We start from the raw sequence: 13790 nt of genomic DNA, 5'->3' as shown, positions 1-13790 counted from the left end.
GTCAGTGCCGGAGGCCCTCAGACCATCGCCGCGATGCCGCCGAAGCTCGCTTCGGCGGGCCGAGCGCAGCGAGGCACCCATGAAGGAGCGCGCGAGCGAAGCGAGCACGAACCACGACAATGAGTGAAGGCGAAGCCGCAGCGAATACGTGCGTGAGCGATTGCGGCGATTGTCTGTCGGTCAATGGGGCCGTCGGTGTCAGTGCCGGAGGCCCTCAGACCATCGCCGCGATGCCACCCGAGCTTGCGAGGGTGGCGCCGAAGGCGCACCTCAAGAAGAAACGCGCGAGCGCAGCGAGCTCAACGCACCGGCGACGAGCGCAGGCGAAGCCGAAGCGAGTCGGTGTGTGAATCAGCGCGTCGCGGAGAAGCGGTAGCCGACATTGCGCACCGTGGTGATGTGACCGTCGTATTCCGGCCCCAGCTTGGCGCGCAGCCGCCGGATGTGCACGTCCACGGTCCGGGTGCCGCCGTAGTAGTCGTAGCCCCAGACCTCGCTCAGCAGGTGTTCGCGCCCCAGCACCCGGCCGGGGTTCAGCGCCAGGTACTTCAACAGTTCGAACTCGGTGTAGGTGAGCTCCAGGGAGTGCCCGCCGACGGTGGCGGTGTAGGCGGACTCGTCGACGGTGACCGGGCCGCAGGTGATCACCGAACTGGAGCGCGCCTCGCCGACCAGCAGCCGTAGGCGCGCCTCGATCTCCGCGGCCGAGGCCGTCTCCAGCACGAAGTCGGCCACCCCCCACTGCGGGCCCAACACGCCCAGCGCCTGCGCATCAACCAGGAGCAGGATGGGCGCCTGCGAGTCCGCGCCGAGCAGCCGGAGGCAGATGTCCCGGGCCTGGGTGAGATCGGCGCGGCCGTCCACCAGCATCACGTCGGCCTCACCCCCAGCGCTCCAGCCGGCCTCGTCGATCCGTTCGACGGTGTGGGTCAACAGGGCGAAGGCATCCGGCAGGTCGGCGTGGGTGCCTCCTGTGACCAGTGCGATTCGTGCCATCTCACCCCTTGTCCGGAACCTGTCCAAGCCTACGTCCCCCGGAGCGGGACCAGAGACCGCATCTGCATGCTGGCCGACAGACGGCCCGGTGGCGCGGCTAGACTCGTCGCATCATGAGCGGTGACTTCCCCGACGACTGGTTCCGTCCGGCGCGGCCCGATCCCACTCCCGCTCCGCAACCGACCGACGCGGAGCAGGAGCGCTGGACCGACCAGTTCAAGCCGAACTATCTGCCGCCCGACCCCGACGTGACCGCACCCACCCGCCCCCTGCACCGGCGCAGTCCCGGCACCGCGGCCAGCCCCGCCAGTCCGATCCCCAGCCCGAACCTCGGCGTGGAGCATTCGGTGGGTACCGCCCGGACGGCAGAGGTGCTGGAGCTGCCCCCCGAGCGTCCCCGCGGGCTGACCCGGACCGTGCTTCCCCTGGTCGGGGCGTTCGTCCTGGCGCTCGGCACCGGGCTGGCGATCGGCCGACACTGGGGCCGGCCCACCACGGACTCGCAGAATGCCGGGCCGCAGATGCCCGTCGCGGCCAGCACGCCGGGCGCCCAGACCAGTCATGATGCCCAGGAGGGCCCGTGGGTGGGTGCCGTCAGCCCGGTCAAGGCCGACGGGGTGAAGGCGAGTTGCATCGCGGCAAGCCAGCCGGGCTATGACGGCAACCTGGTGCCCAGCGACGCCGAGCGGGTGCTGGACGGCGACCAGACCACCGGCTGGCGCTGCGAGGGCAAGGGCACCGGTCAAACCCTCACCTTCAGCTTCCCGGAGGGGACCAAGGTGGTCGGGGTGCGGATGACCAATGGCTACACCAAGAAGGTCGACGGCTCGGACCTCTACCCGCAGTACCGGCGGCTGAGCCGAGTCACCTGGAGCCTGCCGAGCATGTCCGGAGCCTACTTCGTCCAGGAACTCTCCGTTGACGACCAGCGGCTGCAGGAGATCCGGATTCCCGAGGTGGATGCCAAGGGTGGTCTCACCATGCGGATCGACGCCACCACCAAGCCGGGCCGATCGACCGCCAGCCGCAATGCGGTGATCGTCACCGAGGTGGAATTCCTCACCCGGGCCGGCTGAGCGGCACCGGTCAGCCGACGGGCGGCAGGGCCTCGCCCTGATCGGCCCCGCGGCGCAGGATCACGGTTTCGGCATCCGGATCCACATGGGCCTCGCTGTCGGCCGTGACCACCCGGGCATTGCGCAGCCGTTGCGGCAGCACACCGCGGGGGCCGGCCGGATTGAAGCGGTGGATCCCACCGAAGGCCATGGCCAGGATCATCGCGATCCCACCGGCGGCAGCCCACCGATGGGCGGCCTCGGAGGGGGCGGTCTGGCGGATCATCTGCAGACACGCGACGGGGCCGGCAATGCCACACAGCAACGCCACCCACCGCCCGAAGGCCGACGGCGCGATCAGGTGGATCAACGACACATCCTTGGTGCCCGTCCACTCCTGCAGCGCCTGCCGCCACACGTACCACTGCCCAGCACAGACCAGAAGCAGCAGGACGCTGGCCAGGTTGCCCACCATCGGCCACAGCCGGGAAGTCTGCTCGAACCGCAACAGGGTCCGCGAGGCCATCAACGCACAGGCCAACCCGACAAGGGAAGACAACAGCCCCAACCGGAGCAGGGCCATCAGGCCTCGGGCGCGCGCCGCCACCGCCGGCTGCTGCTGGATCCCCAGCTCCACCATCGGTCTTCCGCTCTGCCGCGTGCTCATGACAATGACCCTAGCCTGCGGCACCGACAGCGGTGGCCTCAGAGGGTGGCATCGCAACAGTCGACAGGGGGTAGCGTGAGCGTGGTGAACACACCCATCACCCGTACCGGAGCCCTGACCCCGCCGCAGCGTGCCGCGGTGGAGCGTCTGGTGACTACCGTGACCGAGCACGACCAGGTGCGTCCCCTGAACGAGGCTGCCAGTTTCGCCTTGACCGGCAAGGGCCATGCGGTGCACTGGCTGGCCCACCACCATGGCGAGATCAGCGGTTATGCCCAGTGTGACCGGGACAATCACTCCGTGCAACTGCTGGTGGATCCGCACCTGCGCCGCCAGGGGATCGCATCGGCGCTGGTGGAGCAGGTGCTGACGGTGGAGAAGCACCCGACCTGGTGGGCCTTCGGGAATCTGCCGGGAGCGCAGGGGCTGGCCGATCGGATCGGCGCCGAGCTCACCCGTGAGTTGCTGATCATGGAACGTGACCTGCAGGCCTTCCCGCCGTCGCGCGAGCCCGCGCCAGAGAGCATCGTGATCCGCCCCTTCGAGGAAGCGGATGCCCAGGCGCTGGTGGAGGTGAACGAGGACGCCTTCGTGGAGCATCCCGAGCAGGCGGAGATGACCCTGGAGGATTTCTGGATGCGCACCGGCCAGGGTTGGTTCGATCCGGCCGGGCTGCTGGTGGCGACCGACGACGATTCGGGCGCCTTCGTGGGCTTCCACTGGACCAAGACCGAACACAGTGACCCGTCGCATCCCGACGAGTTGGTGGGCGAGGTCTACGTGATCGGCGTGGACCCGGCCTACGCCGGGCGGGGAATCGGCCGAGCCCTGCTCTCCGCCGGCCTGGCTCACCTCGCTGACAAGGGTGTCCGTCGGGTGCGGCTCTACGTCGAAGCGAGTTCGGAAAGAGTCGTGAAGATGTATGAATCCGCTAAGTTTGTGGTTGTCACTCGCGACGCCAGTTACACCTCCTAGGAGAACCCCGTTGAACGCTCACGACGACCTCGCTGACCACCCCCGCAAGGGTCTCGCCGAGCTACCCGCCGATCGCTACTCCGACCGGGAGATGAGCTGGCTCGCCTTCAACAATCGCGTGCTGGACCTGGCCAAGGACTCGCTGCGCATTCCCCTGTTGGAGCGCGCCAAGTTCCTGGCAATCTTCTCCTCCAACCTGGACGAGTTCTTCATGGTCCGGGTGGCTGGCCTGAAGCGTCGAATCGACGCCGGCGTGGCGGTTCGCAGCGTCACCGGGCAGATGCCGCGAGACCTGCACGACGCGATCCTGAGTCGCGCGCAGGAGCTGGTGGCAGAGCAGGCCAAGGTCTTCGCGGAGGAGGTCCGTCCCGCGCTGACCAGCAATGGCATCGTGATCCTGCGGTGGGACGAGCTCACCGCCGCGGAGAAGGACCAGATGCGCACGCTGTTCAGCGAGCGGATCTTCCCGGTGCTCACCCCACTGGCCGTCGACCCGAGCCACCCCTTCCCCTACATCAGCGGTCTGAGCATCAACCTGGCCGTGCTGCTGAAGAACCCGTTGACCGGCCAGCGCCAGTTTGCCCGGGTGAAGGTGCCCACCATCCTGAGCCGCTTCATCAAGCTGGGCGACGGCCGCTTCCTCCCGCTGGAGGAGATCATCAGCCGTCACCTGGACCAGCTCTTCAGCGGGATGCAGGTGGTGGAGCACACCACCTTCCGGGTCACCCGCAATGAAGACCTGGAGGTGGAGGAGGACGACGCCGAGAACCTGCTGTTCGCGCTGGAGAAGGAGCTGTTGCGCCGCAAGGTGGGTCGTCCCCCGGTCCGCCTGGAGGTGCAGGACGACATCGACGACACGATGCTCGAGCTGTTGATGAGCGAGCTGGACGTGCGGGAGAAGGAGGTCTTCAAACTCCCCGCGCCGCTGGACCTGACCGGCCTGTTCAGCCTGGCCGACGTGGACCGCGACGACCTGAAGTACCCCAACTTCCTGCCGATCACCCACCCCGACCTGGCCGAGGTGGAGACCGCCAAGCCGGCCGACATGTTCGCCGCGCTGAAGAAGCGCGAGGTGCTGCTGCACCACCCCTACGACTCCTTCGCCACCTCCGTCCAGCGCTTCGTCGAGCAGGCCGCCGCCGACCCGAAGGTGCTGGCCATCAAGCAGACCCTGTACCGCACCAGCGGTGACTCCCCCATCGTCGACGCCCTGATCGAGGCGGCACTGGCCGGCAAGCAGGTGCTCGCGGTGGTGGAGATCAAGGCCCGCTTCGACGAGCAGAACAACATCGCCTGGGCGCGCAAGTTGGAGAAGTACGGCGTGCACGTGGTCTACGGCATGGTGGGGCTCAAGACCCACTGCAAGCTGTGCCTGGTGGTGCGTGACGACGGCGACGGCCTACGTCGCTATGCCCACATCGGCACCGGCAACTACAACCCCAAGACGGCGCGGATGTATGAGGACATGGGTCTGCTCACGTCCAACCCGATCATCACCGACGACGTCGCCCGCCTGTTCAACCACCTGTCCGGCATGACGCAGGAGACCAACTACCGTCGCCTGCTGGTGGCCCCGCACAGCATCCGCAAGGGACTGATCGAACGGATCGAGAACGAGATCGCCAACAAGCGGGCCGGCAGGCCCGCGGGCGTTCGGATCAAGGTCAACTCCCTGGTGGACGAGAAGGTGACCGACGCGCTCTACCGCGCCAGCCAGGCCGGTGTCCCGGTGGACCTGTGGGTGCGCGGCATCTGCACCATCAAGCCGGGCGTCCCCGGGCTGAGCGAGAACATCCGGGTGCGCTCCATCCTGGGCCGCTTCCTGGAGCACTCGCGGATCTTCTGGTTCGCCAATGACGGGCATCCGACGGTGGGGATCGGTTCGGCCGACCTGATGCACCGCAACCTGGACCGCCGGGTGGAGGTGATGGTCGGCATCACCAACCAGCGGCACATCGCGGAGATCGAGAAGATGTTCGCCACCGCCTTCGACGAGTCCACCGTCTCCTGGCAGTTGCTGGACAACCAGTGGACCCCGCACACCACCGATGAGGCGGGCCAGCCCCTGGTCGACCTGCAGGAACTGGAGATCATGAACACCGCCCAACGTCGGCACTGATCCATCGAGAGCTGGGGCGCCGCACTGCGATCGGCGCCCCAGCCCTGTTCAGGGCCCCGTCCATCCCCCGAGCCGCGGTCCACCCCCCACCAACAACAGATGAGGAAGGCATGGGAAGCAAGGGCAAGATCACGGCTGCGGGAGCCGTGGTGCTACGGGGAGGAGACGACAGGCGAGAAGTCCTCCTGGTGCGACGCGGCACCTACAACGACTGGTCCCTGCCCAAGGGCAAACCGAAGACCGACGAGGATGCACCCGCCACCGCGGTCCGCGAGGTATATGAGGAGACCGGGGTGAAGATCCATCTGGGGCTCCCGGTGGGCACGACCCGGTACAAGGTGGGCAAGCGGGACAAGGTGGTGCGCTGGTGGCTCGGGATCGTCGATTCCGAGCGCCGTCGGCAGCCCAACAAGGAGGTGGAGAAGGCCGTCTGGATGCCGATCGACAAGGCCGTCAACAAGCTCAGCTATCCCAATGAGGTGGCCGTGCTCCAGGCCGCGCTGGGCCTGGAGTCGGCCGGCACCATCCTGCTGGTCCGCCACGGCAAGGCGATGCTGCGTCGCTACTGGAGCGGCACCGACGCGAAAAGGCCGCTGGCCTCCCGGGGACGCCGCCAGTCGAAGCGGATCTGTGACCTGCTGGGTGCCTATGGCACCAGTGACCTGCTGTCGTCCACCTCCACCCGCTGCATGCAGACCCTGCAGCCCTTCGCGGAACGCAACCGGCTGCCCATCACGGGGGTCAGTCTGCTCAGCGAGGAGGAGGCCGAGGGCCAGGGAGCACTTGTCGAGGACTACCTGGTGCGGCTGCGGGAGCGGGTTGCCGAGCAGGGCCGGGTGACCGCGGTGTGCGGGCACCGGCCGGTGATCCCGGACATGCGGGCCGGGCTGGGCATCACCGACTCCCCGATGCTGACCGCGGAGATCCTGGTGGTCCATCTTGATTCCGAGGGCGAGCCGATCGCCGTCGAAACTCACAAATGTGCCGCGTGACAAGCAGTTGTGCGGGATGCCACCGGGCATCCTGTGGAACGTTCATCGTCCGTTAACCAAGTGGGACGAAACAGTACACGTGGCATCCCTACCCTGACGCTCAGGGAGCACACGGCTCCCTGCGCGGCGACTGCCGCGAGAGCGACACACACAAGGAACAACTGTGACGATGAATCGCACCGGCAAGTTCGCAGCAGTGGCCATCCTCGGCACCCTGAGCCTCACCGCCTGTGGCGGCAATGAGGCCACCAAGTCCGCCACCAGCGCCGCTGGTAGCGCCGCTTCCCAGGCCACCAGCGCGGCCGGCAGCGCCGCCTCCCAGGCCACCAGCGCCGCCGCCGGCGGTGCCGCCGCCGCCGACCTCGCCTGCCCCGCGGGCAGCCTGAAGGGCGAGGGCTCCAGCGCCCAGAAGACCGCCATGGACGAGCTGAAGAAGTCCTACCAGGACAAGTGCGGCAACAAGGGCACCATCGAGTACAACCCCACCGGCTCCGGCAAGGGCATCACCAACTTCAACGCCAAGCTGGTCGACTGGGCCGGTTCCGACTCCGCACTGAAGTCGGAGAAGAAGGACGACGGCACCATCGAGACCGACGCTGCCAAGAAGCGTTGCGGTGGCAATGAAGCCTGGAACCTGCCGATGGTCGTCGGCCCGGTCGCCTTCGCCTACAACGTGGAGGGCGTCGAGGAGCTGATCCTCACCCCCGAGATCCTGTCGAACATCTTCGCCGGCAAGATCAACACCTGGAATGACCCGGCCATCGCCAAGGTCAACCCGGATGCCAAGCTGCCCGGCGACAAGATCACCGTCTTCTACCGCTCCGGCGAGTCGGGCACCACCGAGAACGTCACCAAGTACCTGAAGGCCGCCGCCCCGGCCGCCTTCACCGCCGAGACCGGCAAGAAGTGGCCGATGAAGGCCGGCGAGGGCAAGGACGGTTCCTCCGGCGTCGCCGAGGCCGTGAAGTCAACCAAGGGTTCCATCTCCTACATGGAGTGGAGCTACGCCCAGTCCAATGACCTGAACATCGCCCAGCTGGACAACGGCGCGGGTGCGGTTGAGCTGAGCGCCGAGGCCGTCGGCAAGGCCATCGAGGGCGCCGAGGTCAAGGGCAAGGGCAACGACCTGAAGCTCGGTCTGAAGTACGACATCAAGGAGGCCGACGCCTACCCGGCGATCCTGGTCACCTACGAGATCGTCTGCTCGAAGGGCCTGGATGCCGGCAAGACCGCCCTGCTGAAGGACTACCTGACCTACATGGCTTCCGACGAGGGCCAGAGCCAGCTGGAGGACGCTGGCTACGCCCCGCTGCCGAAGTCGATGCAGTCCAAGGTTCAGGAAGCCATCAAGGCCGTCGCCTGATCATTCGCAAGACCGCAGTGACAGCCTGCAGTTGACGACCGGGAGTGGCCTTCTCGCCGAGGCGAGGAGGTCACTCCCTGTCACTGTCACGCCCCAGCACGGCAAGCCCCAGGAGAACAGGGAAAAACCCATGCCCACACCAGGCAATGAGCCTCGCTACGGTGCGCCGCCGGTCGACGCCACCGAGTCGCCGGCAGACATCGTCCACACCCACCCCCACGCCGAGGCCCCCACGCCCAGCGTGCGTCGTGCCGTCGCCAGTCAGAAGGCGGCCGCGTCCACCCCGGAGGTCGAGACCGCGCCCGTCCACCTGGACCAGGTCAAGCGCGGCGCCGATCTGGTCTTCAAGTCGGCCACCGGCTTGTCCGCCGGCCTGATCGTCTCGCTGGTCGGCTTCATCGCCATCTTCCTGCTGGCGCTGGCGGTGCCGGCCCTGACCCGGAACAATGCGAACTTCCTCACCTCCAACGAGTGGGATCTGGGCACCAACTTCCGCTTCGGCATCCTGGGCCTGTTGTGGACCACCGTCTTCAGCTCGATCATCGCGATGATGATCGCGGTGCCGATCGCGATCGGCGTCGCGTTGCTGATCACCCACTACGCCCGCGGCAAGCTGGCCAACACCATCGGCTTCATGGTTGACCTGCTGGCCGCCGTGCCCTCCGTGGTCTACGGCCTGTGGGGCCTGCGAGTGCTCGGCCCGACGCTGGTTCCGATCGGCGAGGTGATCTCCAAGGCCCTGAGCTGGATCCCGATCTTCAAGCCGGGCCTGCTGCCGTCGCCCGGCACCGTGTTCACCGCCTCCACCGTGCTGGCGATCATGATCCTGCCGATCGTCACCTCGATCAGCCGCGACGTCTTCGCGCAGACCCCCCGCGACCACATCGAGGCCGCATGGGCGCTCGGCGCCACCAAGACCGAGATGATCCGCACCGCGGTGATCCCCTACGGCCGTTCGGGCATCACCGCCGCGGCCATGCTGGGTCTGGGTCGCGCCCTCGGTGAGACCGTCGCCGTGATGATCATCCTGTCCACCGTGCAGGATCTCGGCTTCTCCCTGTTCGATGGCGGCGAGACCTTCGCCGCCCGGATCGCCAATGGCGCCGGTGAGCTGGACAGCGCAGACAAGACGGGCGCCTACATCGCCGCCGGTCTGGTGCTGTTCGTGCTGACCTTCGTCGTCAACGCGATCGCCCGTACCCTCGCCAACGCCGGAAAGGTCAAGGCATGAGCACCGCCGTCGAGAACACCCCCGCCCCGTCCGGGTCCGGCGTCCAGCTGCGCACCCCCAGCGGCAAGCGCCAGCTGACCGACAAGACCGCCACCACCTTCGTGTGGCTGGCCGGTCTGCTGGCCATCATCCCGCTGCTGTGGATCCTTTCCACCGTGGTGATCAAGGGCATCACGCCGTTGGTCAGCGTACAGCCCGACTACATCAAGACCTGCGCCACCAAGGACGGGTCAAAGTGGATCCGGGTGGAGCAGTCCCAGTGCGGCGCCGAGCCGGCCGCCCCGCTGGACTACCGCTACACCGAGTCCGGCAGCTATGTCGCCGTCGGGGAGAAGCTCTCCGGCGTGACCAAGGGCAAGGAGCCCACCGCGGTCTCCAGCGAGATCATCATCGGTGAGCCGGAGGGTTCCGGCGCCGGCACCGCCCGCAACTTCAGCACCCAGTGGTGGACCAATGACGAGGGCCAGGCCACCCAGAACTCGTCGATCGGCGGCGCCAAGCACGCCATCATCGGCACCCTGGAGATCGGCCTGATCACGTCGCTGATCGCCGTGCCGATCGCCGTGCTGGGCGCCATCTGGTTGGTGGAGTATGCCCGCGGCAAGAAGATCGCCAAGGCGGTCTCCTTCGCCATCGACATCCTCTCCGGCGTGCCCTCGATCGTCGCCGCGCTGTTCATGTTCGCCCTGGTGATCACCATCGGTGGGATGGACCGCTCCACCTTCGCGGCGTCGCTGGCCCTGGTGCTGCTGATGCTGCCCACCGTGCTGCGCTCCACCGAGGAGATGCTGAAGCTGGTGCCGGACAGCCTGCGCGAGGCCTCATATGCGCTGGGCGTGCCCAAGTGGAAGACGATCCTCAAGGTGGTCATCCCCACCTGCAGCTCCGGCATCCTGACCGGTATCGTGCTGGGTCTGGCCCGCGTGATGGGTGAGACCGCTCCGCTGCTGATCCTGGTGGCCTTCGCCACCGGCACCAACTACAGCCCGCTGGCCTCCAACATGGGCTCGCTGCCGACCATGATCAACGAGGACCGTCGTTTTGCGACGGGCACCACCGGTGAGACGCGCGCCTGGGGCGCCGCCCTGACCCTGGTACTGCTCGTGATGATCCTGAACCTCATTGCTCGCGCAATCGCCCGCATGGGCAAGCTCCAAGAGAAGTAAGCCCGAGAAGGAAGAACAACAATGGCCAAGCGCATCGAGGTCAAGGACCTCAACATCTACTACGGCAAGTTCCACGCGGTCGACAGCGTCTCCTTCACCGTGGAGCCCCGCACCGTCACCGCCTTCATCGGCCCGTCGGGCTGTGGCAAGTCCACCGTGCTGCGTACCCTGAACCGCATGCACGAGGTCATCCCCGGTGCCTCCTGCAAGGGTGAGGTGCTGCTGGACGGCGTCAACCTGTACGGCGACGGGGTGGACCCGGTGGCCGTGCGTCGTCTGGTGGGCATGGTCTTCCAGCGGCCCAACCCCTTCCCGTCGATGAGCATCTACGACAATGTCGCCGCCGGCCTGCGCCTGAACGGCGTCAGCAGCAAGTCGAAGCTCGACGAGGTGGTGGAGCGCTCGCTGAAGGGCGCCAACCTGTGGAATGAGGTCAAGGACCGTCTGGACAAGGCCGGTGTCGGCCTCTCCGGCGGCCAGCAGCAGCGTCTGTGCATCGCCCGCGCGATCGCGGTCGAGCCCGAGGTGCTGCTGATGGACGAGCCCTGCTCCGCCCTGGACCCGATCTCCACCTTGGCGATCGAGGATCTGATCCAGGAGCTGAAGGAGAAGTTCACCGTCGTCATCGTGACCCACAACATGCAGCAGGCCGCCCGCGTCAGCGACCAGACGGCCTTCTTCAACCTGGCTGCCACCGGCAAGCCGGGCCAGCTGGTGGAGATCGGCGCGACCGAGAAGATCTTCTCCAATCCCGACGAGAAGGCCACCGAGGACTACATCACCGGTCGCTTCGGCTGATCCATCTGCCTCCTGGTGGTTTCGCCTGCCGATGCCACCTCGTCGCCACACACCGACGCCCCCGCGAGACCATCGCGGGGGCGTCGGCCCGTTTCCGCCGCCGACGCACCACCTCCGCCGAACCGCCCCCGTCCCGCTCCCCGAACTTCTGCCCTGTTCCCCCAATCGTGGGCTTGCCATGGTTATTGCAGGCGCAGAGCCACGCTTGGCGACGCAGGGCGAGCTCAAGAGCAGCAGGGCGTCGGAGCAGCGCGCCCGGGATGCCACTCCGCATAAGGTGGGAGGCATGACTTCTTGCTCCGACGGATTCTCGGCGGCCCGGATCCCGGTCTGGGGGACGGCGCCCGACGCTGCCTTCTGGGTGGCGCTGGAGCAGCCGGGCCCGTGGGGAGCCAAGGCCTTCACCCAGTCCCGGCTGGATCCGGAGCTCGGCTCCCTGCTGGAACGCACCGTGGCGCTGGCCGGCGGTCGACTGCTGCTGGTGCGTTGCCCACTTTCCCACCCCGACGGCCAGAACCCCCGTCGGGTGCTGGTGGGCGGCGGCCCGGTGAGCGCCCCGTGGCTGGCGACGGCCGTGCTCGACGACGCCGCGGAGCTGGTGCACCTGTTGTCCCAGTGGGGCGATCTGGGTGCCGCGACGGCTCCCCCGGCGCCACTGGAGGTTTGCGAGCCGATGCTGCTGGTCTGCACCAATGGCAAGCGCGATGTCTGCTGCGCCGTCAAGGGCGCGCCCCTGGCCCGTGAGCTGGCGGAGCACTTCCCCGGCAGGGTCTGGGAGGCCACCCACCTGGGCGGGCACCGCTTCGCCAGCACGGCGCTGGCGCTGCCGTCGCGTCAGGTGCTGGCCTTCATCGACGGCGAACTGGCCGTCCGCGCGCTCGACGGGCAACTGCTGGCGCTGGACGGGGAACATGACCGCGGCCGCTCCGACCTGCCCCAGCCCGCCCGGGCGGCCGACTGCTGGCTACGTACCCAGACCGGCCAGACCGATCCCGGGGCGATCACCTATGCCGTCGACGAGGATCTGGTCACCGCCACCCACCGCGACGGCCGGGTCTCGACGCTGCGGGTGTCCAAGCACAGCTCCGACGAACTGGAGCTGCCGGAGAGCTGCGGCAAGGCCCCGGTGCCGGTCTCCTGGTGGAGTGTGGAGCCGGTCTGAAGGCTGGGGTTCTGGGTGCTGGGACGCGGCTGGGGTGGCGGGGTGATTGAGCTTCTGTGATCAGGCCTGCCAGCCGCTGCTCACCAGCGACCTCAGCGCGGCAGCCGAGCAACCAGTCTCCACACGGCGTCGGCGGAGCGCTGGGCGACGTCGTCGATGCTGCCCTTGAACTCGTCGTCGGCGTTGGGCGAACACAGGTCGCTGATCGAGCGGACGCAGATGAAGGGCAGCTGGTACCGGTGCGCCACCTGCGCGATCGCCGTCGACTCCATGTCCGCCGCCAGGGCGTCCGGGAAGCGGCCGCGCACCACGGTGGTGACGTCGCCGGCTACGAAGGAGTTGCCGCTGACGATCCCACCGACGTGCACCGTGGCATCGGCGTCGTCGGCGCGCACCAGCTCCAGCAGTCCCGGGTCGCCCTGGTAGGCCTTGGGCATGGTGGGGATCTGGCCCAGTTCGTAGCCGAAGATCCGGGAGTCGGCGTCGGCGTAGCGGTAGGAGTCACCGACGATGATGTCCCCCACCCGGACGTCGGTGCCCAGCCCACCGGCGGATCCCAGTGAGATCACGTACCGGGGCTGGTAGGTCTCGATCGCGACTGCGGTGGCAGCGGCGGAGTTCACCAGCCCGATTCCGCAGGTGACCAGGGTGATCTCCAGGCCGTCGGATTCCAGCCGCCAGGCCCGGCCGCGGGCGACCTCCAGCTCGGTGGCCTGGCGCCCGTCCAGCACGGGGCGGGTTTCCTCGGCCATCGCGGCCAGCAACAGCACCTCGCTCATGCCATCACCTGGGACCACTCGGCGCGCTGGTCCAGCATCACCCGGGCAGCCTCCTGGGCGCCGGTCAGGGTGTGGTTGGCGCCCCAGCCACACTGCACCTCATTGGCGGCGGGCACCTCGGTGGCGTTGATCACATCGGTCAGGGTGGCGGCGACGAGTTCCTCGATCTCGGCCTGCTCGTGGTCACCGACGACGATCAGGTAGAAGCCGGTCTGGCAGCCCATCGGCGAGAAGTCGACGATGTAGTCCGCGTGGTTGCGGAAGTTCTCCGCCATGGTGTGCTCCAGCGAGTGGATCACCGGCATCTCCAGGTGGGCCTGGTTGGGCTGGCAGAAGCGCACGTCATACTTGGTCAGCACGTCACCCTGCGGCAGGACCTTTCGGTCGGCCACCCGAAGGTAGGGCGCGGCGACCAGCGTGTGGTCCAGGTTGAAACTCTCGACATTCATCGGCATGGCCACAAGGTTATCGGTCGGCCCAATCCGCT

The 13790-nt window shown here is 67.7% G+C and carries 13 protein-coding genes; 9 read left to right on the top strand and 4 right to left on the bottom strand.

Annotation, left to right across the window (positions count from 1 at the left end):
• Positions 1-351 precede the first annotated feature (351 nt).
• The gene (locus tag AAEX57_RS02350) at positions 352-996 is read right to left on the bottom strand and encodes a winged helix-turn-helix transcriptional regulator (RefSeq protein WP_342090653.1); all 645 of its coding nucleotides are present in this window, start codon (positions 994-996) and stop codon (positions 352-354) included.
• Positions 997-1109: 113 nt separating this feature from the next.
• Here AAEX57_RS02350 and AAEX57_RS02345 point away from each other — a divergent pair, with 113 nt between their 5' ends.
• On the top strand, positions 1110-2072 hold the full coding sequence (locus AAEX57_RS02345) for an NADase-type glycan-binding domain-containing protein (RefSeq protein ID WP_342090652.1): 963 nt from the start codon (positions 1110-1112) through the stop codon (positions 2070-2072).
• Between the two features lie 10 nt (positions 2073-2082).
• Here AAEX57_RS02345 and AAEX57_RS02340 read toward each other — a convergent pair whose 3' ends face one another.
• Complete coding sequence (locus tag AAEX57_RS02340) at positions 2083-2718, bottom strand: hypothetical protein (RefSeq protein WP_342090651.1); 636 nt, start codon at positions 2716-2718, stop codon at positions 2083-2085.
• A gap of 84 nt (positions 2719-2802) precedes the next feature.
• Here AAEX57_RS02340 and mshD point away from each other — a divergent pair, with 84 nt between their 5' ends.
• From mshD to AAEX57_RS02300, 8 genes are all read left to right on the top strand, one after another.
• Complete coding sequence (gene mshD, locus AAEX57_RS02335; RefSeq protein ID WP_342090650.1) at positions 2803-3693, top strand: mycothiol synthase; 891 nt, start codon at positions 2803-2805, stop codon at positions 3691-3693.
• On the top strand, positions 3641-5812 hold the full coding sequence (locus tag AAEX57_RS02330; RefSeq protein WP_446721051.1) for an RNA degradosome polyphosphate kinase: 2172 nt from the start codon (positions 3641-3643) through the stop codon (positions 5810-5812). The genes mshD and AAEX57_RS02330 overlap by 53 nt, the downstream gene beginning before the upstream one ends.
• Positions 5813-5922: 110 nt before the next feature.
• Positions 5923-6804, top strand: coding sequence for an NUDIX hydrolase (locus AAEX57_RS02325; protein ID WP_342090647.1), 882 nt, complete (start codon positions 5923-5925; stop codon positions 6802-6804).
• Positions 6805-6973: 169 nt separating this feature from the next.
• Entirely contained in the window at positions 6974-8167 is a 1194-nt protein-coding gene (gene pstS / locus AAEX57_RS02320) for a phosphate ABC transporter substrate-binding protein PstS (RefSeq protein ID WP_342090729.1), read from the top strand.
• A gap of 310 nt (positions 8168-8477) precedes the next feature.
• Positions 8478-9398, top strand: coding sequence for a phosphate ABC transporter permease subunit PstC (gene pstC, locus AAEX57_RS02315; RefSeq protein ID WP_446721057.1), 921 nt, complete (start codon positions 8478-8480; stop codon positions 9396-9398).
• Positions 9395-10564, top strand: a complete 1170-nt coding sequence (pstA, locus tag AAEX57_RS02310; RefSeq protein ID WP_342090645.1) for a phosphate ABC transporter permease PstA — start codon at positions 9395-9397, stop codon at positions 10562-10564. The genes pstC and pstA overlap by 4 nt, the downstream gene beginning before the upstream one ends.
• A gap of 21 nt (positions 10565-10585) precedes the next feature.
• Complete coding sequence (gene pstB, locus AAEX57_RS02305) at positions 10586-11362, top strand: phosphate ABC transporter ATP-binding protein PstB (RefSeq protein ID WP_342090644.1); 777 nt, start codon at positions 10586-10588, stop codon at positions 11360-11362.
• A gap of 286 nt (positions 11363-11648) precedes the next feature.
• Entirely contained in the window at positions 11649-12524 is an 876-nt protein-coding gene (locus AAEX57_RS02300) for a sucrase ferredoxin (protein ID WP_342090643.1), read from the top strand.
• Between the two features lie 92 nt (positions 12525-12616).
• On the opposite strand, the gene AAEX57_RS02295 is transcribed toward AAEX57_RS02300, so the two are convergent.
• Both AAEX57_RS02295 and AAEX57_RS02290 read right to left on the bottom strand, forming a co-directional pair.
• Complete coding sequence (locus tag AAEX57_RS02295; RefSeq protein WP_342090642.1) at positions 12617-13303, bottom strand: 5'-methylthioadenosine/adenosylhomocysteine nucleosidase; 687 nt, start codon at positions 13301-13303, stop codon at positions 12617-12619.
• Positions 13300-13758 (bottom strand): S-ribosylhomocysteine lyase, encoded by a 459-nt coding sequence (locus AAEX57_RS02290; protein WP_342090641.1) that lies wholly within the window; start codon positions 13756-13758, stop codon positions 13300-13302. The genes AAEX57_RS02295 and AAEX57_RS02290 overlap by 4 nt, the downstream gene beginning before the upstream one ends.
• Positions 13759-13790 lie beyond the last annotated feature (32 nt).

Source organism: Luteococcus sp. H91 (assembly GCF_038433135.1).
Lineage (GTDB): Bacteria > Actinomycetota > Actinomycetes > Propionibacteriales > Propionibacteriaceae > Luteococcus.
This window is presented reverse-complemented; position numbering and strand designations above follow the sequence as displayed.

What these genes read in the sequence shown, in the direction of transcription:
- AAEX57_RS02290 (WP_342090641.1), bottom strand. Translation starts at nt 13,758, where the DNA reads ATGCCGATGAATGTCGAGAGTTTCAACCTGGACCACACGCTGGTCGCC.
- AAEX57_RS02330 (WP_446721051.1), top strand. Translation starts at nt 3,641, where the DNA reads ATGAATCCGCTAAGTTTGTGGTTGTCACTCGCGACGCCAGTTACACCT.
- AAEX57_RS02295 (WP_342090642.1), bottom strand. Translation starts at nt 13,303, where the DNA reads ATGAGCGAGGTGCTGTTGCTGGCCGCGATGGCCGAGGAAACCCGCCCC.
- AAEX57_RS02350 (WP_342090653.1), bottom strand. Translation starts at nt 996, where the DNA reads ATGGCACGAATCGCACTGGTCACAGGAGGCACCCACGCCGACCTGCCG.
- AAEX57_RS02340 (WP_342090651.1), bottom strand. Translation starts at nt 2,718, where the DNA reads ATGAGCACGCGGCAGAGCGGAAGACCGATGGTGGAGCTGGGGATCCAG.
- AAEX57_RS02345 (WP_342090652.1), top strand. Translation starts at nt 1,110, where the DNA reads ATGAGCGGTGACTTCCCCGACGACTGGTTCCGTCCGGCGCGGCCCGAT.
- pstS (WP_342090729.1), top strand. Translation starts at nt 6,974, where the DNA reads ATGAATCGCACCGGCAAGTTCGCAGCAGTGGCCATCCTCGGCACCCTG.
- pstA (WP_342090645.1), top strand. Translation starts at nt 9,395, where the DNA reads ATGAGCACCGCCGTCGAGAACACCCCCGCCCCGTCCGGGTCCGGCGTC.
- pstB (WP_342090644.1), top strand. Translation starts at nt 10,586, where the DNA reads ATGGCCAAGCGCATCGAGGTCAAGGACCTCAACATCTACTACGGCAAG.
- AAEX57_RS02300 (WP_342090643.1), top strand. Translation starts at nt 11,649, where the DNA reads ATGACTTCTTGCTCCGACGGATTCTCGGCGGCCCGGATCCCGGTCTGG.
- AAEX57_RS02325 (WP_342090647.1), top strand. Translation starts at nt 5,923, where the DNA reads ATGGGAAGCAAGGGCAAGATCACGGCTGCGGGAGCCGTGGTGCTACGG.